16 protein-coding genes are annotated in these 19,598 nt (G+C 66.2%); 13 read left to right on the plus strand and 3 right to left on the minus strand.

Annotated features, from left to right (window positions below):
• The 3 genes from E8A12_RS13410 to E8A12_RS13420 all read left to right on the plus strand — a co-directional run.
• Positions 1-400 (plus strand): hypothetical protein (locus tag E8A12_RS13410; protein WP_293369512.1); only part of this gene is annotated, 400 nt, incomplete at its 5' end.
• Between the two features lie 47 nt (positions 401-447).
• On the plus strand, positions 448-1,083 hold the full coding sequence (locus E8A12_RS13415) for a gamma-glutamyl-gamma-aminobutyrate hydrolase family protein (RefSeq protein ID WP_293369515.1): 636 nt from the start codon (positions 448-450) through the stop codon (positions 1,081-1,083).
• A gap of 314 nt (positions 1,084-1,397) precedes the next feature.
• Positions 1,398-2,597 (plus strand): cytochrome P450, encoded by a 1,200-nt coding sequence (locus E8A12_RS13420; protein WP_293369517.1) that lies wholly within the window; start codon positions 1,398-1,400, stop codon positions 2,595-2,597.
• A 128-nt stretch (positions 2,598-2,725) separates the two neighbouring features.
• On the opposite strand, the gene E8A12_RS13425 is transcribed toward E8A12_RS13420, so the two are convergent.
• The 3 genes from E8A12_RS13425 to E8A12_RS13435 all read right to left on the minus strand — a co-directional run bounded on the left by E8A12_RS13425 (position 2,726) and on the right by E8A12_RS13435 (position 5,562).
• On the minus strand, positions 2,726-3,703 hold the full coding sequence (locus tag E8A12_RS13425; RefSeq protein WP_293369519.1) for a PEPxxWA-CTERM sorting domain-containing protein: 978 nt from the start codon (positions 3,701-3,703) through the stop codon (positions 2,726-2,728).
• A gap of 393 nt (positions 3,704-4,096) precedes the next feature.
• The gene (locus tag E8A12_RS13430; protein ID WP_293369523.1) at positions 4,097-4,585 is read right to left on the minus strand and encodes a hypothetical protein; all 489 of its coding nucleotides are present in this window, start codon (positions 4,583-4,585) and stop codon (positions 4,097-4,099) included.
• Positions 4,586-4,635: 50 nt separating this feature from the next.
• The gene (locus E8A12_RS13435) at positions 4,636-5,562 is read right to left on the minus strand and encodes a lipocalin-like domain-containing protein (RefSeq protein ID WP_293369525.1); all 927 of its coding nucleotides are present in this window, start codon (positions 5,560-5,562) and stop codon (positions 4,636-4,638) included.
• An 833-nt stretch (positions 5,563-6,395) separates the two neighbouring features.
• Between E8A12_RS13435 and E8A12_RS13440 the strand changes: the two genes are divergently transcribed.
• The 10 genes from E8A12_RS13440 to cyoD all read left to right on the plus strand — a co-directional run bounded on the left by E8A12_RS13440 (position 6,396) and on the right by cyoD (position 19,541).
• Complete coding sequence (locus E8A12_RS13440) at positions 6,396-7,364, plus strand: NAD(P)-dependent oxidoreductase (protein ID WP_293369528.1); 969 nt, start codon at positions 6,396-6,398, stop codon at positions 7,362-7,364.
• Between the two features lie 69 nt (positions 7,365-7,433).
• Positions 7,434-8,459, plus strand: coding sequence for an aldo/keto reductase (locus E8A12_RS13445; protein ID WP_293369531.1), 1,026 nt, complete (start codon positions 7,434-7,436; stop codon positions 8,457-8,459).
• An 86-nt stretch (positions 8,460-8,545) separates the two neighbouring features.
• Positions 8,546-11,758: an efflux RND transporter permease subunit gene (locus E8A12_RS13450; protein ID WP_293369533.1), complete on the plus strand. Its 3,213-nt coding sequence runs from the start codon at positions 8,546-8,548 to the stop codon at positions 11,756-11,758.
• Positions 11,751-12,935 (plus strand): efflux RND transporter periplasmic adaptor subunit, encoded by a 1,185-nt coding sequence (locus E8A12_RS13455; protein WP_293369535.1) that lies wholly within the window; start codon positions 11,751-11,753, stop codon positions 12,933-12,935. The genes E8A12_RS13450 and E8A12_RS13455 overlap by 8 nt, the downstream gene beginning before the upstream one ends.
• A complete protein-coding gene (locus E8A12_RS13460) occupies positions 12,922-14,382 on the plus strand; it encodes an efflux transporter outer membrane subunit (RefSeq protein WP_293369537.1) in 1,461 nt (486 codons plus the stop codon). Before E8A12_RS13455 ends, E8A12_RS13460 begins: the two co-directional genes overlap by 14 nt.
• A gap of 13 nt (positions 14,383-14,395) precedes the next feature.
• Positions 14,396-15,523 (plus strand): VIT1/CCC1 transporter family protein, encoded by a 1,128-nt coding sequence (locus E8A12_RS13465; protein ID WP_293369539.1) that lies wholly within the window; start codon positions 14,396-14,398, stop codon positions 15,521-15,523.
• A 13-nt stretch (positions 15,524-15,536) separates the two neighbouring features.
• Entirely contained in the window at positions 15,537-16,499 is a 963-nt protein-coding gene (cyoA, locus tag E8A12_RS13470; RefSeq protein WP_293369541.1) for a ubiquinol oxidase subunit II, read from the plus strand.
• The gene (cyoB, locus tag E8A12_RS13475; RefSeq protein WP_293369544.1) at positions 16,496-18,499 is read left to right on the plus strand and encodes a cytochrome o ubiquinol oxidase subunit I; all 2,004 of its coding nucleotides are present in this window, start codon (positions 16,496-16,498) and stop codon (positions 18,497-18,499) included. The genes cyoA and cyoB overlap by 4 nt, the downstream gene beginning before the upstream one ends.
• Complete coding sequence (locus E8A12_RS13480; RefSeq protein WP_293369547.1) at positions 18,496-19,143, plus strand: cytochrome (ubi)quinol oxidase subunit III; 648 nt, start codon at positions 18,496-18,498, stop codon at positions 19,141-19,143. The genes cyoB and E8A12_RS13480 overlap by 4 nt, the downstream gene beginning before the upstream one ends.
• Positions 19,140-19,541 (plus strand): cytochrome o ubiquinol oxidase subunit IV, encoded by a 402-nt coding sequence (cyoD, locus tag E8A12_RS13485; RefSeq protein WP_293369550.1) that lies wholly within the window; start codon positions 19,140-19,142, stop codon positions 19,539-19,541. Before E8A12_RS13480 ends, cyoD begins: the two co-directional genes overlap by 4 nt.
• Positions 19,542-19,598: the final 57 nt, after the last annotated feature.

Here is a 19,598-nt window from a genome sequence, read left to right on the forward strand (position 1 = left end):
TTGGGAGGACTGGCTCGCGAAGCCTCTACTGGCCCGCTGCGCACATCACTGGAGTTACTTGAACACCGTGGGCTTTGCCCAGGTGAAGCCTCATGCCGCTGTCGTGCGCTTCGAAGAGTTGATCGCCGACCCGATGGCGCTGTCCCATGAGGTCTGCACAGCCGTTGGCTTGGACCCAACGATCGTGGGCACGCATTTGCGGCGCTGGGCCGACCGAGTCCAGGACACCAATTCCGAGGCGTTTGTCGAGGCTCTGACTTCGCAAAGCTATTCGCGGCCGGATCACGAAAGACGTGTTGGAAGGTGGCGTGAAAACCTCTCGCCTCAGGAGGTCACATCGATTTGGCCGATTCTAGATGAGGCCGCCGGACGATTTGGGTACTCGCGGGACGCCGGCTGAAAGGGCTGATGACGCGAACACGCCCCCGCCCCCGCATCGCCGTGCTCATGGACGAGAACACCTCGTCTGGGGGTTCCCGCTATGAGGCCCACAAGGGCTACTTTCACCGCCTGATCGATGCGGGTGCGGCCCCGTTCGGCGTTCCGTATGAAATGTCTCTGGTCAACGAAGTGGTCGCGTCCTTCGACGGACTTCTGACGGCCGGAGGGCGCTTCGCTTTCCCTGCCGCGTGGTACGCGACCCAGACATCAGGAGCGCCCCAAACCGCGCGGCCAGAGGTGGAGATTGCGCTCGTTCGGGGCTTCCTTGGGCAGGACAAGCCCGTGCTGGGGATGTGCGCCGGCATGCAAGCTTTGGCGTGTATCCATGGCGCGAAGCTCAATGCGAACGTTTCCGGTCATGACGCGGGCGGACCGCATGAAGTTACGACCTTGGCTCGGACACAGCTCTGCGCACTAGCCGGAGGGCGTCTGTCGGTGAACTCCTATCATCGGGAAGCCCTTGCCACGCTATCTGGCGCCGTGATTGCCAGCGCGGTCGCCGACGACGGGGTTATTGAGGCAATAGAGATCCCAGGGTGCCGGTTCGCGATGGGGCTGCAATGGCACCAGGAGTTGCATGGTCTCGATCATCCTGGCCAGGCGATCTTTGGCGGCTTCGTTGAGGCAGCGATTCCGCGATAGTCGGTGGTGTTCGGTCATTCAAATCTCGTCGCCAACGAATGTCCGCATTCTGGAGCGGACCGAAAGTCCGCAACTGGCGCATTTCGGGCTCACGCAGGCGGCTGCCCGAAGGTCCGCTTTGGGTCGAAAGCGGTCGTTGGCTCGATGCTCGAGAGCGGACCCTGCGAATGTCATGATCGGGCGGAAGCGGACATCGGACCGAGTGGATTCAAGTCGAGGCCGTTCCCCGAGCCCATCTTGCGAAAGCAAATCGCGCAGCCCACGGTGAAACTGGGCTGACGGGCCTGTGATCATGAAGGAGGGGGCGGGTCGCGATGGCGGCATTTCCACCGACGCTGGATATTGACCCGTTCTCCGACCAATTTCTGGCGGATCCCTATCCCGACCATGAGAGGTTGCGAGCGGCCGGGCCGGTCGTCTGGCTCGAGAAGTACGGCGTCTACGCGTCGGCGCGCCACGCGGAGGTCCAACAGGCGCTTCAGGACTGGCGCACCTTTTCCTCAGCCGCCGGCGTCGGCTTGGCGAACATACAGAAGGGGGAGGCGTTCTTTCGCCCGCCGAGCCTCGTGCTCGAAGCTGATCCGCCGTTGCACGAGCGCACCAGGCCCGTGCTGGCGCTCGCCCTCTCGCCTTCGGCTCTGCGCGACTTGCGACCAAAGTTCGAGGCCGAGGCGCACGCTCTCCTGGACCGCCTGGTTTCGCACCGGGCGTTCGATGGCGTGACAGAGCTGGCGGAGGTCTATCCGATCCGCGTGTTCGCCGACGCGCTCGGGCTTTGCGAGGAGGGTCGCGAGCACCTGCTCCCTTACGCGGCGTTTCTGTTCAACGCCTTCGGCCCGCGCAACCAGCGGTTCGAAGAGACACTCCGCGCCGGGGAGGAGGCTCGCGACTGGGTGACGAGACAGTGCAACCGCGGCGCCCTGCGGCCCGGAAGCCTGGGCGCCCGCGTTTTTGACGGCGTTGACCGTGGCGAAGTGTCCGTGGACGAGGCGGCGCTCCTCGTCAGGTCGCTGCTCTCGGCCGGCCTGGACACAACGGTCTACGGGCTGGGGAATGCGCTGTTCGCCATGGCGACCCATCCCGAGGCCTGGGCGCAGTTGCAGGCCCGGCCAGAGCTGGCCCGCCCGGCATTCGAAGAGGCGCTACGCTTCGAATCGTCGGTGCAGACCTTCTTCCGCACGACCACGACCGAGACGGAGTTGGGGGGCGTGGCGCTGCCCGCCGGAGCCAAGATTCTACTCTTCCTGGGGGCGGCCAACCGAGACTCACGCCGATGGGAGCAGCCCGACCGCTTCGACATTTTACGCAAGACGTCCGGTCACGTCGCTTTCGGGTACGGCATCCATAGCTGCGTCGGGCAGGCCGTCGCGCGCATGGAAGGGGAGATTGTTTTGCAGGCGCTGGCCGAACGCATCGAGCGAATTGAACTCGCTGCGCCGCCCGTTCGGAGGCTGAACAACACCCTTCGCGGTCTCGCGAGCCTAGCCCTCAGGGTCACGCCGAGACGAGGCTAGCTACGGGCTCGACGTCCGCTTTGGGTCGGAACCGGTCTTTGAAGCCGCGCTTGCCAGCGAACTTTTCGAAAGTCCGCCAAGGGTGGTGAGCTGCCGTTGGTCGGAGACGCGAGCAGACGTCGGGCCGGTCAGGCGGGCGCCCGGGCGCCGTTCTTTTTGCGCTCCGCTCGCAATGTCGCGCCGAGGGATCCGAAGCCGATGAGCAGCATCGCCCAGGCCGCAGGCTCGGGGACGGGCGTCGCCACGAAGCCGTGGGTGCCCCCCGAGGCGTCACCGAAAATCCCCACGACCTGGCCTAGGCCGTTGATGCCGAGTCCGTCCGTGTAGCCGCTGGCGCCCGGGTAGTTCAGGAAGATGTACAGGCCGCCAATCTCGACGAAGCCGTGCTGGGTGGCTGAGCCGATCTCATAGACGAAGCCCGTGACCTGGCCCATGTTGTTGATGCCGGAAGCAAACGTATCGCCGAAGCTTGGCGCGTCCAGGTTGGTGTAGAGGCCGCCGCTTTCCACGAAGCCGCGGGCGATGCCTGAGGCGGCGTCAAAAAAATAGCCCGTGACCTGGCCTGCGTCGTTGATGCCGGAAGCATAGGTCTGGCCGGCATACGCGGCGGGGTCGTCCAACGTGGTGTAGATGCCGCCACTCTCCACGAAGCCGTGGTTAGCGCCGGAGGTGTCCGAGAAAGTGCCTACGACCTGGCCCGTATTGTTGATGCCTGAAGCTGATATCTGGCCCGGAGCCCCGGCCGGGTCGTCCAGCGTGGTGTAGACGCCGCCACTCTCCACGAAGCCATGGCTAAGGCCGGAGGTGTCCGAGAAAGTGCCTACGACCTGGCCCGCGTTGTTGATGGCGGACGCAAACGTCTGGCCGGGAGCGGCGGCCGGGTTGTCCAGCGTGGTGTAGACGCTGCCACTCTCCACGAAGCCATGGTTCAGGCCCGAGATGTCCGAGAAATAGCCCGTGACCTGGCCCAGGTCGTTGATGCCGTAAACAAAGGTCGCGCCAGGAGCGGCGGCCGGGTCGTCCAGCGCGGTGTAGACGTAGCCAGCGGCCGTTGCCGCCGAGCCGGCTCCGCAAGCGAGGACGGCGACCGTCGCCGCCAGGCCCATTAGACAAATACGCATGCTTCGCCCCTGTTCCCGCGAGCTGTCGCTGACGATATCCCCCCTTCTGGCCATGGCTATTGGACTAAAGACCTAGGACTAAAGTCTTAGGTTCGCCTGTGAGGCGACGGGCGGCGGCAAGCGGGCGACGATGATCGCGTACTCCTTCAGGAACTCCCGAAGGCCGTGCCAGGGCTTGGCTTTGTGGATGTGATCCTCCCTCGATTCAGTGGACACCCAACCTCTGATAAAAGGTTAGCGTGTTGCGTTCACCGGTTGAGCCCTCCGTCGAAAGCGGTCTTAGGCTCCCTTCCCGAGAGCGGACCTTCTGAACGTCGGCATCGGGGGGTGAGCGGTCGTTCGATGTAGCCAGATGCGGCGTTTCATCGTGCGCTGTCTTCAATTGGTCGCCGCTCTGTCGAACACCAGCACCTGCGAGAACTTCTGACCTTTCCTGTTCGTGCCCTCATCCGTGATGGTCAGGCGGTTCCCATCCGGAGAGACGGCTCGCACGGCGACGCCGATGATCTTGCCGTCTCGCTTCTCCTCCGACCTGACGGTTCGCTCGTCGATGCGCACGGCATTCAAGGTGTCGTAGCTGGCGGAACCCTTCATCGGATAGTCCCGGCCGTCATACTGATAGGTGTAACTGACCTGCATGCTCTCGCCGCCGGCATCAACGCCTGTCCAGGTGACTGAGACCCCTGCGGGAATGACCTGGTATGCTCGCGTCTGGCTCCGCCATCCCGGACCTGGCGTGAACGTCGATTTTTCAGCATTCAGCTTCCAGGTTCCCAGGATCGGATCGCCGGGGGGCGCGGCCTGCGCCACCGTCAACCCTAGGCCGAGAAGGCATCCGAGAAGCGAAACCACATAGCGTCGGATCACAGAGTCTCTCCCAAGCGGGGCCAGCGTCGTGGCCTGGGTCGTCGACGCGCTCAGCGGACACGTTCCCAGGTGATGGTCAAGGCCTGCACGTCTTCCGGCAGGGGAGGCGCCGCGCGCAATACGAGGCGGTCTCCTGTCACCGTGAAGAAGCGTTTGCGGTCTGTTCCGGTGCCGTTCGGGGAAAGGTCGATTTCGACGTGGTGGACCACAAAGCCGCCCGCCTCATCGACCGAATAGGTTCCGCAGTACGCGACCAGGTTCTCGGGAATAGCGCCGGCCTCGGCCGCTGACGGTTGGTCGGCGATGGCCCAACGCGCCCGTTGGCTGTGCCCCAACATGGCGCAGACCTGGCCCGTCGCCGTGTAGACGATATAGCCGCGCCCTTGAGCACCGACGTTGGGATCGGGCCGCTCCGTCCCATCCCTCATGCGCTCGGTCGCCGAAACCAGGCGCCAGGTTCCGACGAGCGGGGCGGCTCCACCCTGCGCCGCCGCCGAAGCCTTAGCCGGGAGAATGGGCGCGGCCTGCGGGGGATCGCCGAAGAACCCGACGACGCGTTGGATGCGGCCGTCGCGGGCCATGTCGTAGATGTCCTCCCCTTGGGTCACCTGCGACCCGTCAGGCCTGAGCAGGATCCATGTCACCCGCATGGCGCCGTGGTGCATCTGCGGCGCGCTGCACTGGAAATGCGCGCCCGGATATTGACGCTGGAAGGCGGCTACGGCGTCGCTGAGCGCCGTACGGCCCTTCGCGAGCGTCGGCTCGGGGTCGCTGTAGACTCCGTCCGGCGCCCAAACCCGTGCGAGCAGGCGATCTCGAACGCCCCGATCGGCAGCGCTCCAAGCGGCGCAATAGTCGGTCACCGCAGAGTCCAGCGTAAGCGGTTTGGCCGGCTCCGCCATGGCGGCGCAGGACAGGCCGACGGTTGCAAAAAGGACCGCGCACGCGATGCGCAGCTCGTGACCTCGCTGTGGCATTTCTCTTTCCCCGCCTTGCCGCGAGCGATCAGACCGCAATCGTCGAAGGTCGGCAACGGGTCGAAACCGGTCCTAGCCTTCCGGCCCGATAGCGAACGCCAGACGGTCCGAAGAGTGGGGAAAATGAGGGACCGCGCAAATGCGCCAACGCGGCCCCCAGCGCTATAGCCCTAAACCCAGCTGGACCGATGAGCTTCGGCGACATGCACAGCCAGGATCGACTAGCGTCCGCGTGTGACTTTGATCCACATCAGTCTGGACCGCCGATTCAAACAGGGGAGACGCTTGAGGGTCGAAGCGGTCATCGACCCTTCTGCACGATTGCGGACTCGCTGAACGACAGCACTAGGGGAAAGTGAAGCCGCGCCAACGGTAAGCCAGCCGTCAAGTTTCGCTTAAAGACCGTACTGCCGCGATCAGCCCATACGGGCGCAGGGACCGGAATGTGCAGCGAGTGGTTCGACTATTCGGGCCCGACGACAAATAGGTTCGCCACCCTGGCGCCCAGAAGCCGACATCCTGGCTAGCGACTTGTCGGTTCGACTCGGAACCTTACCTCCGCGAACGCGCGGGCCCGCGTGTGAAGACCACGGCTCAGGCCATCTCAAGAGAACTCAGCATTGCTCCAAGGACTTTGGCCAGCGGCGCTCCGATAGTCACCCGCAACGTACCTACCGAGTTGAAATACGGACCCGCGCTCCAGCCCCCACCCGCCCGGGTTCGTTCGCGGCCGCCCATACCAGTATCGGCGGTCGCAAAGGCGGCCGGCCCCCCTCCCCCCGGGGCCGGCCGCACCTACCTCCAGCGTCAGGGGGTCGGACAGAGGCGAGACCATGACGGATGCAAGCGTGAACGGCCGCTCCCAGCGGTGGTCTGACGTGGGGTTCGTGGGCCTTGGCCGCATGGGCGGCGCTATGGCCGCTAACCTCGTTGCCGCGGGTCACCGGGTCGTCGGCTACGCGCGCCGCCCCGCAGACGCTGTCAGGCTCGCTTCGCTTGGCGTCGAGATCGCCGCAGGGATCGCCGACCTGTTCGAATGCGGGATCATCGTCAGCATGCTGCCCGACGACGAAGCAGTGCGCGAAGTCGCGCTGGGCCGTGACGAGCGCGGCGCCGGCAGCCTTGCCCAGGGTATGGGTCCGGGCGCGATACATCTTTGCATGAGCACGATCAGCACGGCGATGGCGGCGCGGCTGACCAGCGAACACCACAAGCGCGGGCAGAGGTACGTCGCCGCGCCCGTGTTCGGAAACCCGGACGCCGCCAGGCAACGCCTGCTCTACGTCCTCGCCGCTGGCGCCGACGACGACCTGGCGCGCTGTCAGCCCCTGTTCGACAGCCTCGGACAGAAGACCTTGATGGTGGGCGCCGAGCCCTGGCACGCGAACCTCGTCAAACTGCTCGGCAACATGATGAGCGCGACCGCCCTGGAGATGATTTCGGAGGCTGTCGCAGTGTTCCTGAAGCGTGGTCTGGATCCGAAGCCGTTCATCGACATCATGACCGGTACGATGTTCAGCGGCCGAGTGCACAAGCTGTACGGCGACAAGATCGTGGCGCGATCCTACGAGCCGGGATTCGTCTTGCCCCTGGTGCTCAAGGACGTGCGTCTCGCCCTCGCCGAAGCGGAGGCGGCCAGCTCGCCGATGCCCTCGGTGAGCGTCGTGCGCGATCGCCTCATCACCGGCATCGCCCGTGGCTATGACAACCTGGATTGGACGGCTCTCGGCCGGGTCGCCGAGGAAGAGGCTGGCATCGCGCCTGTTCCATCACTCGCTCTTCATCCGATGCCTGCGGAATGACGCGGGCGCGCGCCGTCCAACTACGGAACCGAAGACATGGCCAGTTCATCGCAAACGCTGAGCGCGAACATGGAGTTCGCAAAAATCCCAGGCACGTCGGTCGAGATCTCCCGCGTCGCGCTCGGGACCTGGGCGATCGGCGGCTGGATGTGGGGCGGCACGGACGATGCGGTGTCGATCGCCACGATCCGCGCCGCGGTCGAAGGAGGGATCAACCTCATCGACACGGCGCCTGCCTATGGGTTTGGACACTCAGAGGATCTCGTCGGCCAGGCGCTCGGTGAAGCCGGCCTGCGGTCGCGGGCCGTCATCTCGACGAAGGTCGGCCTCGAATGGAACGGCGGCAAGGTGTTCCGCAACGCCAGCCGAGCGCGGATACTCAAGGAAGTCGAGGACTCTCTGCGCCGACTGCGCACCGACTACATCGACATCTACCAGGTCCATTGGCCTGACCCGCTGGTTCCCATCGAGGAGACCGCCGAGGCCATGGGCGCGCTCTATCGCGACGGCAAGATCCGGGCGATCGGCGTGAGCAACTTCTCGGTCGATCAGATGCAGCAGTTCCGGCAGATCGCCCCGCTTCATGTCCTGCAGCCTCCCTATAATCTCTTCGAGCGCGCCGCCGAGGCGGACCTCCTCCCCTATTGCCGCCAGCACGGGATAATGACGCTGGGCTATGGCGCCCTCTGCCGCGGCCTGCTCTCCGGCCGCATGCAGCCGGACACGAGGTTCGGGGGCGACGACCTGCGCCGCACAGATCCGAAATTCCAGCCGCCCCGCTACGCGCAGTACCTTTCCGCGGTCGAAGAGCTCGATCAATTGGCGCAGCAACGCTTCGGCAAACGCGTGATCCACCTGGCGGTCCGCTGGGTGCTGGATCAGGGGATCAGCACGGCGCTCTGGGGCGCGCGCAAGCCTGATCAGCTGCAGCCCACCGGCGCCATCGCCGGCTGGAAGCTCGACGCCGAAACCATGGCCGAGGTGGAGCGCATCCTTCGCGCGACAATCGCCGATCCGGTCGGACCCGAATTCATGGCGCCGCCAACACGAGGGGAAGGCGAGCCCTCAGGGATTCTCACGAGCACTCAGGCCTAGCTCAAGGACTTCGCCGGGCGTCCGCCTCACCTTCGGGAACAGCAGCGTGTTGAGGGAGCCGCCCGCCCGCTGTCGGATGGATCGCCATGATGTGGATCGTTCGGGTCGCGCTGCAGCGGCCCTACACCTTCATAGTGCTGGCGCTGTTCATCCTGATCGTGGGCCCGCTGGCCGCGCTGACCACCGCGACTGACATTTTCCCGAATATTGGCGTCCCGGTGATCGGGGTCGCCTGGAGCTTCACCGGCCTGTCGCCCGACGACATGGCGGGCCGGATCATCACGCCCTATGAACGCACACTGCCGCTGACGGTCAACGACATCGAACATATCGAGAGCCAGTCGCTGCCCGGAATGGGCATCGTCAAGATCTACTTCCAGCCCGGCGTGAACATCCGCACCGCGACCGCCCAGGTCACCTCGGTCTCCCAGACGGTGCTCAGGCAAATGCCGCCCGGCATAACGCCGCCGCTGATCCTCAATTACAACGCCTCAACGGTGCCGATCCTGCAGCTGGCGACCTCCGGCGGCGGGCTTTCAGAACAGCAGGTGCTGGACCGGACGATGAACGATATCCGGCCGGTGCTCAGCGCCGTTCCGGGCGCAGCGATCCCCTATCCCTATGGCGGACGCGTCCGCGAGGTCGAGATCGACCTGCACCCCCGCGATCTGCAGGCCAAGGGCTTGTCGGCTCAGGACGTCGAGACGGCGATCGCGGCTCAGGACCAGATCCTGCCGGCCGGTACGGCCAAGATCGGATCGCTGCAATACACGGTGAAACTCAACGACTCCCCGGAGTCGATCGCCGAACTGAACGACCTGCCGATCAAGACGGTGAACGGCGCAACCATCTACATCCACGACGTCGGTCACGTCATCGATGGTGCGCCGCCCCAGCAGAGCATCGTCCATGTCGATGGCGCCCGCGCGGTACTGACGACCATCCTGAAGAGCGGGTCGGCCTCAACTCTGGCCGTGGTCCAGGGCGTCAAGGACGCCCTGCCCCGGCTCAAGCAGATCTTGCCGCCAGGCTTCAGGATCATCCCGCTCAACGACCAGTCCCTGTTCGTGAAGGCCGCGGTGAGCGGCGTTATCCGGGAGGGCCTGATCGCCGCGGCGCTCACCAGCCTGATGATCCTGCTGTTCCTCGGCAGCTGGCGCTCCACCGTGATCATCGCGGTCTCCATTCCCCTGGCGATCCTCAGCGCGCTGGCCGGACTGGCGATCGCCGGCCAGACGCTGAACATCATGACCCTGGGCGGCCTGGCCCTGGCGGTCGGCATCCTGGTCGACGACGCCACGGTGACCATCGAGAACATCAACTGGCATCTGGAGCAGGGCAAGGACGTCGAGACCGCCATCCTCGACGGCGCCGCGCAGATCGTCACGCCGGCCTTCGTGAGCCTGCTCTGCATCTGCATCGTCTTTGTGCCGATGTTCGCGCTCCGAGGCGTCGCCGGATACCTGTTTGTGCCGATGGCCGAGTCTGTGGTGTTCGCCATGATCGCCTCGTTCGTCCTGTCGCGGACCCTGGTGCCGACGCTGGCGATGTACCTTGTCAAGCCGCACCGCGCCGCCGATGCCGAGGCGTCGGGCGCTGCGCACGCCACCCGCAATCCGCTGGCCCGCTTTCAGGAAGGGTTCGCCCACCGCTTCGAACAATTCCGGGAAGGCTATCGAAACCTCCTCGCCCTGGCCCTCGCGCACCGGCGGCCGTTTCTGATCGGCTTCATCTCGGTTGTGGTCGCCTCGTTCGGTCTCGCGCCGCTTCTCGGGTCGAATTTCTTCCCGTCGGTCGATTCAGGACAGATGACCTTGCATGTGCGCCCGCCCGTGGGAACGCGGATCGAGGATTCTTCGGCCATGTTCGGCGCCATCGAAAGGCAAATCCGCCACACAATCCCCCCCAACGACTTAGGCACGATCGTTGACAACATCGGCATGCCAATAAGTGCGGTCAACGTTATCTACAATAACTCCGGATTGATTGGATATCAGGATGGCGACATCTTCGTCAGCCTCAACGCCGGACACCATCCCACTGCGGACTATGTACGGACGCTGCGCCAGATACTTCCGGCCAGGTTCCCGGGCGTCACGTTCTCGTTCCCGCCACCTGACATCATCAGCCAGATCCTGAACTTCGGCACCCCGGCGCCGCTCGATCTCCAGGTCAGCGGTCCGGACCAGCGGAAGAACCAGGCCTATGCGCTGGAGCTGCTGCGCAGGATGCGGACCATCCGCGGGATCGCCGACGCACGGATGCAGCAGTCGAACGACAATCCAGAGCTTCGCGTCGACGTAGATCGCTCACGCATGTCGCAGGTCGGGCTCAGCGAACGCGACGTGACGAACAGCGTGACGACGTCACTGGCGGGAAGCTCGCAGACAGCGCCGGTCTACTGGTTGGACCCCAAAAACGGGGTCTCCTACCCGATCGTCGCCCAGACCCCGGAATATCAGGTCAACTCTCTGGCGGCGCTGTCCAACATTCCGGTGACCGGCGCGGCGCCGGGCGCCAGCCCTCAAGTGTTGGGCGGCCTCGGCAAGATCAGCCGTGACCAGTCCAGCGCGATCGTCAGCCACTACAACATCCAGCCGGTGATCGATCTCTTCGCCACGACCCAGGACCGCGACCTGGGCGGGGTGGCGAAGGACCTGCAATCCTTGATCAAGCAGACTGCGGCCCACGCGCCGCGGGGCGCTACGGTCATCCTGCGCGGGCAGGTCGCCACGATGAACGCTGCGTTCTCGGGCCTGTTCTTCGGCCTCCTGGGCGCGATCGTCCTGATCTACCTCTTGATCGTCGTGAACTTCCAGTCGTGGCTGGACCCGTTCGTGATCATCACCGCCCTGCCGGCGGCGCTCGCCGGCATCGTCTGGATGCTGTTCGCCACCCACACCACCCTGTCCGTCCCGGCCCTGACCGGCGCGATCATGTGCATGGGCGTCGCCACGGCGAACTCCATCCTGGTGGTCAGCTTCGCACGGGAACGCCTGGCCGCCACTGGCGACGCCGTCCTGGCGGCGGTCGAGGCCGGCCTCACGCGCTGCCGCCCGGTGCTGATGACCGCCATGGCCATGATCATCGGCATGGCGCCCATGGCGCTTGGCCTGGGGGAAGGCGGCGAACAGAACGCCCCGCTCGGCCGCGCCGTGATCGGAGGACTGATCTTCGCGACCTGCGCCACCCTCATGTTCGTGCCGGTCGTGTTCAGCCTCGTGCACGGCCGCACGGCGACCCAACCGACCCGCCCAGCGATCCAATCCGACCGGCGGAAAGGAGAGGCCTATGCCTGAGGAACCGAACCCGCTGCGACACACACTGCCGCCGCGACTGAAGATGATCGGTGTTGCCGCCCTCTGCGTGGCGGTGGCCGTGGCGGTCCTCGGCGTCGTGACCCGCGTCGGCGCCAACCAGAGCGTGAAAAGCTGGACCGACGCGGAGGCGGTTCCGACCGTCACGCTCCTTAACCTCAACGGCGTTGGGCCGCAGACGCTGGTCCTGCCCGGCCAACTGCAGGCTTTCAACACCGCGCCGATCTATGCGCGGGTCAGCGGCTATCTCAAGAGCTGGAACGTGGACATCGGCGCCGTGGTGAAGGCGGGCCAAACGCTCGGCGAAATCGACACGCCCGATCTGGATCAACAGCTGGCCATGGCCAAGGCCGATCTGGGCACCGCCCAGGCCAATGAGCACCTGTCGCGAACCACGGCAGTCAGATGGGCCGGCCTTCTGGCTCAGGACGCGGTGTCGCAACAGGACGCGGACACCAAGAACGGCGACCTGGCGGCGAAGGTCGCGCTCACCGCGGCTGCCCGCGCGAATGTCGCCCGGCTTGAGGCGCTGGAGGGGTTCAAGCGGATCGTCGCGCCCTTCGACGGGGTCGTCACGACCCGATCCACCGACATCGGCGATCTGATCGCCGCCGGGGCGCCATCCAGTACGCCGCTCTTCACGGTCGCCGACGAGAGTCGGCTCAGGATCTACGTGCCGGTGCCGCAGAACTATTTGGCGGACGTCAGACCCGGGATGACCGCAGTCTTCACGCTACCCGGCTACCCGGGCCGATCCTTCATGGCCAATCTCTCCTCCAACGCCAGCGCCATCGTGCCGCAGAGCGGCACGCTGCTCGTCCAGCTGCAGATCGACAACAAGGACCGGGCGCTCAAACCCGGGGCCTATGCTCAGGTCCGCTTCAACCTGCCCGCCGACGCCGGAGCCATCCAGCTCCCTGCGACCGCGCTGATGTTCCGTGACGCCGGCATGTCTGTCGCCGTGGTCGGGCCGACCGGCCGCGTGGCGATCCGACCGGTCACGATCGGGCGGGATCTGGGCTCGAGCGTCATCATTGCGTCCGGCGTCACCCCCGCCGATCGGGTGATCGACAACCCCCCGGATTCGCTCCAGCCCGGCGACCCGGTCAAGATCGCGACAGCGGGCGCTCCGGCTGGAGGCGGCCATGCGACGCGCTAGTTCGGGCATTTGCCTCGCCGCCACGGTGGCGCTCGGCGGGTGCAACCTCGCGCCCGCCTATGCGCCGCCGTCCCTGACCCTGCCGACCTCCTACAAGGAGACCGGGCCCTGGACGCCTGCCAGCCCCGCCGACGCCGCGCCGCGTGGAGACTGGTGGACGGTCTATGCCGACGACACGCTGAACGGGCTTGAGCAGCGGATCGAGACCGGCAATCCGGACCTCGCCCTCGCGCTCGCCCGCTATGACGAAGCCCGGGCCTACGCCGCCGAGGCTCGCGCCTCGCAGTATCCCGAAGTGGACCTCGGCGCCTCGGCGACCACGAACCGCGAGTCCGCCAATCGGCCGCTGCGGGTCGGCGGCCCGAATTACTATGGCAATGACTTCGCCGCCGCCACGGTCTCTTACGAGATCGACCTGTGGGGTCGGGTGCGCAACCTGGTCGCGGCCGGAAAATACCAGGCCCAGGCCAGCGGGGCAGACGCCGCATCGGTGCGCCTGAGCCTGGAGGCGCAGCTGGCGGACGCCTATCTCAGCCTCCGCGGCCTTGACGCCGAGGCCAAGCTCCTCGCGGACACGACAGCGGCCTATACGATCGCTCTGCGCCTGACCGAGACGCTGCACAACGGCGGCGCCGTGGCTGGCCTCGACGTCGCCCGCGCCCAGACGCAACTGCAGACCGCCAAGGCCCAGCAGGTCGACATCGGCGCGCAACGCGCCCTCTACGAGCACGAAATCGCCGCTCTCGTGGGCCAGCCGGCATCGAGCTTCTCGATCCCGCCGATGGCCATGTTGCCGACGTCGCCGCAGGTGCCGGTGGCGACGCCGTCGGTGATCCTGCAACGGCGGCCGGACATCGCAGCCGCCGAGCGGCGAGCCGCAGCGGCCAACGCCATGATCGGCGTGTCGCGGGCGGCGTTCTATCCGAGCATCAGCCTTGACGCGACCGGCGGGTTTCAGAACACCGGCAATGGCAACCTGCTGACGGCCGCCAACAGCTGGTGGACGCTCGGCCCGACGCTCGCGATGACCCTGTTCGATGGCGGTCGTCGCAAGGCGGCGCTTCGGGCCGCGCGCGACCAGTTCGACGAGGCCGGCGACAGCTACCGCTCCACCGTCCTGGCCGCCTTCCAGCAGGTCGAGGACAACCTGGCGCTTTGCAACCGACTGGCCGACGAGGAGGCTCAGCAGGCCGCCGCCGTCGCCGCCGCCAGGCATGCCGAAGACCTGGCGATGATCCAGTATCGGCAAGGCGAGGTCACCTATCTCGACGTCGTCACCGCCCAGACCATTGAACTGCAAGCCGAGGTCACCGTTCTGGCCATTGCCACGCGCCGGTTGCAGGCCGGCGTCGATCTGGTGCGCTCGCTAGGGGGTGGTTGGGACGTGCAATCGATCCGCAGGGCCGAGGGCGGGGCGGCGGCGGCGCGAACGCCGGCGGCGTCGTGAAGGAGATGCGCTGGTGAACGCCCCGAACGACATCCGACGCTATCGCGCCAATCTGCAGGGCGAGGTCGACAGCGCGGCGGTCTACGGCGCGCTGGCGGCCGCGGAGCCGGATCCAAACCTCGCCGAGGTCTACCGCAAGCTCGCCGCGGTCGAGCGCGCCCACGCACAGTTCTGGCGCGGTCACCTCGGCGGCGGCGGGGCGAAATCACTGGGCGTCGTCCCCAGCGTCCGCGCGCGCGCGATGGCCTGGCTCGCCGGTCGCTTTGGCCCGTCATTCATCCTGCCCAGCATCGCCGCCGCCGAAGCGCGCGACGTGGGTGCTTACGACGAGCAACCCGAGGCTGTCGCCGGCGGACTGCCGACCGCCGAGCGATCGCACGCCCGCGTCATCCAAGCCGCAGCCTCCGCCAGCGGCGGCCTGCCCGGGCCATCGATCGCGACGCTGGAGGGCAGGCACAGTGGCGGTGGCGGCAACTCGCTGCGCGCCGCGGTGCTGGGCGCCAACGATGGTCTCGTCTCGAACCTCAGCCTTGTCATGGGTGTCGCCGGCGCCGCCACGTCGGCGCACACGATCCTGCTCACCGGCATAGCCGGCCTTGTGGCAGGGTCATGCTCGATGGCGATGGGCGAGTGGCTGTCGGTGAACAGCGCCCGCGAGCTCAACCAGCGGCAGATCGCCACCGAGGCTGCGGAACTCGAACAAGCCCCGGAGGAGGAGAAGGAAGAGCTCGTTCTCATCTACCGGTCCAAGGGCCTGCCCGAAGCGCAGGCGAGGGAACTCGCCGACCGGCTGCTCGCCGACAAGGACACCGCCCTCGATACGCTGGCCCGCGAGGAGCTGGGAATCGATCCGGATTCGCTCGGCGGTTCAGCCTGGGCGGCAGGAACCGCCTCGTTCTGCCTATTCGCCTTGGGGGCCGTCTTTCCGGTCGCGCCCTATCTCGTCCTTTCCGGTTGGCCGGCGGTGTTCGCCAGCCTGGCCTTGAGTGGCATAGTGCTGGCGGCGATCGGCGCGGGAACCTCGCTGTTCACCGGCCGGGGGTTCGCCTTCTCGGCGTCAAGGCAGGTTCTGATCGGCTACGCAGCCGCCGCGGTCACCTTCGCCATCGGCCGCCTGGTCGGCGTTTCGCTCGGAGCCTAGCGGAAGGATGGGAATGACCACTCTCAATCCGGAAAGGGCCCGCCCGGCGGAAAGCAACGGCGGGTCGGCAGGCGGGTCGCGGCGATACGTGGCCTTGCTCGCCGTCGCGACACGCGCCGCGGCATGTCCCTTGGCGCTGCTCGGCGGATGCCGCGGCGTGCTGGACCCGCAAGGACCGGTGGGCGCAGGCGAGAAGCTGATCCTGCTCGATGCGGTCGCCATCATGCTGGTGATCGTCGTTCCGGTGATCGTGGCCACGCTGGCCTTCGCCTGGTGGTTCCGGGCCTCCAACGCGCGCGCGCGATACCTCCCCGACTGGTCGTTCTCGGGGCGAATCGAGCTGATCATCTGGTCGATCCCGGCGCTGGTGATCATGTTCCTGGGTGGCCTGGCCTGGGTCTCCTCGCACGACCTCGACCCGGCAAAGCCCCTCCCCGCGGGCGCGGCCCGCCCCCTGCAGGTTGAGGTGGTGTCGCTCGATTGGAAATGGCTCTTCATCTACCCCGACCTGGGCATCGCGAGCGTCAACCAGCTCGTCGTGCCGGCCGGCGCGCCGCTGCACTTACGGCTGACCTCGGGCAGCGTAATGACCGCCTTCTTCGTCCCGCAGCTTGGCAGCATGATCTACACCATGAACGGCATGGTCACGCAGCTGAACCTGCAGGCCGACCATCCTGGTTCCTACCCCGGGCTCGCCAGCCAGTTCAGCGGCGACGGCTTCGCAGGCATGCATTTCGAAACCCGCGCCGTCGCGCCGGCGGCGTTCGCGGCCTGGGCTGCGGATGCGAAGTCTTCCGGTCCGGTGCTGGACGCGTCCGCCTATGTGGCGCTCAGCCGCCAGAGCCAGGACGTGGCGCCCTTCACCTACCGCGCCGCCCCACAGGGGCTCTTCGAGCAAATCGCGATGCGAGAGTTGCCCCCTGGCCCGGGTCCCCTGGGTGGGGGTTCATCGCCCAAGTCGGAGAAGGCGCCATGAAACTGCTCGGCAGACTTGGCTGGGACGCATTACCCCTCGACCAGCCGATCCCGATGATCGCCTCGGCGACGGTGGCGGCGGCCATCCTGGCGGTGCTCGCCTGGGTGGTGATCCGGGGGCGCTTCCCGTACCTGTGGCGCGAGTGGCTGACGAGCGTCGACCACAAGCGCATCGGCGTCATGTACACGCTGCTGGCCATGGTGATGCTGCTGCGCGGCTTCTCCGACGCCCTGATGATGCGCTCGCAGCAGGCGATCGCGCTCCATTCGCAGGGCTACATGCCGCCAGAGCACTACGACCAGGTGTTCTCGGCCCACGGCACCATCATGATCTTCTTCGTGGCCATGCCATTTCTCATCGGCCTGATGAACTTCGTCCTGCCGCTGCAGCTTGGCGTGCGCGACGTGGCCTTCCCGACCCTGAATTCGGTCAGCTTCTGGCTCACCGCCACCGGCGCGTTGCTGGTCAACCTCTCCCTGGGCATCGGCGAGTTTGCGCGCACCGGTTGGCTGCCCTACCCGCCCCTCTCGGAGCTGAAATATTCGCCCGGCGTCGGCGTCGACTACTATCTCTGGTCGCTCCAGATCTCCGGGATTGGCACGCTGCTGACCGGCATAAACTTCACCACAACGATCCTGAAGCTGCGCGCGCCGGGGATGACCTACCTGCGCATGCCGATGTTCTGCTGGACGAGCCTCGCCTCGTCTTTGCTGATCATCGCCGCCTTCCCGATCCTGACCGCGACTTTGGCCATGTTGATTCTCGACCGCTACCTGGGCTTCCACTTCTTCACCAATGAAGCCGGCGGCAACGTGATGATGTTCGTGAACCTCATCTGGGCCTGGGGTCATCCGGAGGTCTACATCCTGATCCTGCCGGCCTTCGGCATCTTTTCCGAGGTCGTCTCCACCTTCTCCGGCAAGCCGCTGTTCGGATATCGGTCCATGGTGATCGCCACCATGGCGATCTGCGTGCTCTCCTTCATGGTGTGGCTGCACCACTTCTTCACCATGGGCGCCGGGGCCGATGTGAACGCCGTGTTCGGGGTGATGAGCATGATCATCGCCGTGCCGACCGGGGTGAAGGTGTTCAACTGGCTCTTCACCATGTACGGCGGCCGCATACGTTTTGAGACGCCGATCCTGTGGGCGATCGGCTTCATGGTCACCTTCGTGATCGGGGGCATGACCGGGGTGCTGCTGGCCGCGCCGCCGGCCGACTTCGTGCTGCACAACAGCCTCTTCCTGGTGGCGCACTTCCACAACGTGATCATCGGAGGCGTGCTGTTCGGCGCCTTCGCGGGTTACGAATACTGGTTCCCCAAGGCCTTTGGCTTCCGGCTGCACCGCGGACTTGGCAAGGCCGCGTTCTGGTGCTGGTTCGTCGGCTTCTACCTCGCCTTCACGCCGCTCTACGTGCTGGGCCTGGAGGGCATGACGCGCCGGATGCAGCACTACGATGTGCCAGCCTGGCGGCCCTGGCTCTTGGTTGCGGCGGTGGGCGCGGCTGTGATCCTCGCCGGCATCGTCTGCCAGATCGCCGAGCTTGCGGTCAGCATTGCGCGCCGCGAGACGCTGCGCGATGTCACCGGCGACCCGTGGGACGGCCGCACGCTGGAGTGGTCGACCGCCTCGCCACCGCCAGCGTTCAACTTCGCCATTCTGCCCAAGGTCCGCGGCCGAGACGCCTACTGGGCCGCCAAGCACGGAGCGCAAGAGCAGCAGGCGCCATCGTCCGAGCCTGCGTACGAAGCGCTCGAGACGCCCCGAAACAGCGCGACCGGCTTCGTCTGCGCTTTCTTCGCCACCTTGATGGGCTTCGCGTTGATCTGGCACATCTGGTGGTTGGCGCTCGCGGGGCTCGCGGGCGCCTGGGCGACCTTCGTGGTCTTCGCCTGGCGCGACCGCGTCGAGAACCTGATCTCGGCGGCCGACGTCGCCACGATCGACCGGGAAAACCGGCGGGCCAGGCTGGAACCCCTGGCGGCGAGGACCTCATGAGCGCGTACGCCATCGATTCCGACCGCATCGGCGAGGAAGCCCTGGAAAGCCCGTCCGCGGCGCGCAGCGCGGGCGGACCGGCCTCGAAGCGCGTCTACGTCGGCTACGGCTTCTGGATCTTTATCCTCAGCGACATGGTGATGTTCTCGGCGTTCTTCGCCGCCTACGCCGTGCTCGCCGAGGCGAGAGCTGGCGGCCCCGGCGGGCGCCAGCTTTTTGATCTGACCAACGTCGCCTGGGAGACCGGTTGCCTGCTGGTTTCCAGCTTCGCTTGCGGAATGGCGAGCCTGGCGGCGGCGAGCCGCAATGCGCTCTGGTTCCAGGTCGCCATGGCCGTCACCTTCGTGCTCGGTGCGGCTTTCCTGGGCCTGGAGCTGAGCGAGTTCGCGGGCCTGACCGCCCAGGGCGATGGCCCGCAACGCAGCGCCTTCCTGTCGGCCTTTTTCACCCTGGTGGGATGCCACGGGCTGCACATCACCGCCGGCCTGCTCTGGCTGCTCACGATGATGGCTCAGGTCGTCGCCAAGGGGTTCCGGGCCGACATCCTGCGCCGGATCCTCTGCTTCACCCTCTTCTGGCACGCCCTGGACATCATCTGGGTGGCCATCTTCACCGTGGTCTATTTGATGGAGAAGACGCCATGAGCGAGGCTAGCGACCGGCTGGCTGGCGCGGAATTAAACCTCGCGCCTGGCGATGAGCAGCTCGATGGAAACGGCGTGGCGGTCGGTGTCCGAGGCTACGTGATCGGCCTTGTTCTGGCGGCGGGACTGACGGCGGCGTCTTTCTATTTCTGTTTCAGCGGACTGATCTACGCCCCCGCCGTCCCCGCGGCGTTGATCGCGCTGGCGGTGGCCCAGATGGGCGTGCACCTGGTCTTCTTCCTTCACCTCACCACAGGTCCGGACAACACCAACAACGCCCTCGCCCTGGCCTTCGGAGTGCTCATCGTGACGCTGGTGATCGGAGGGTCCCTCTGGATCATGGCCAACCTCAGCCACAACATGTTGCCGATGTCCCGCGTGCTGGAGATGCAACGATAGGCATAGCGCATCCGCCGCTGCGGATTTGACCGCCAGCCCGCCCCCTTCAACACACAG

The organism is Phenylobacterium sp. (assembly GCF_004799395.1).
Taxonomy (GTDB): domain Bacteria; phylum Pseudomonadota; class Alphaproteobacteria; order Caulobacterales; family Caulobacteraceae; genus Phenylobacterium.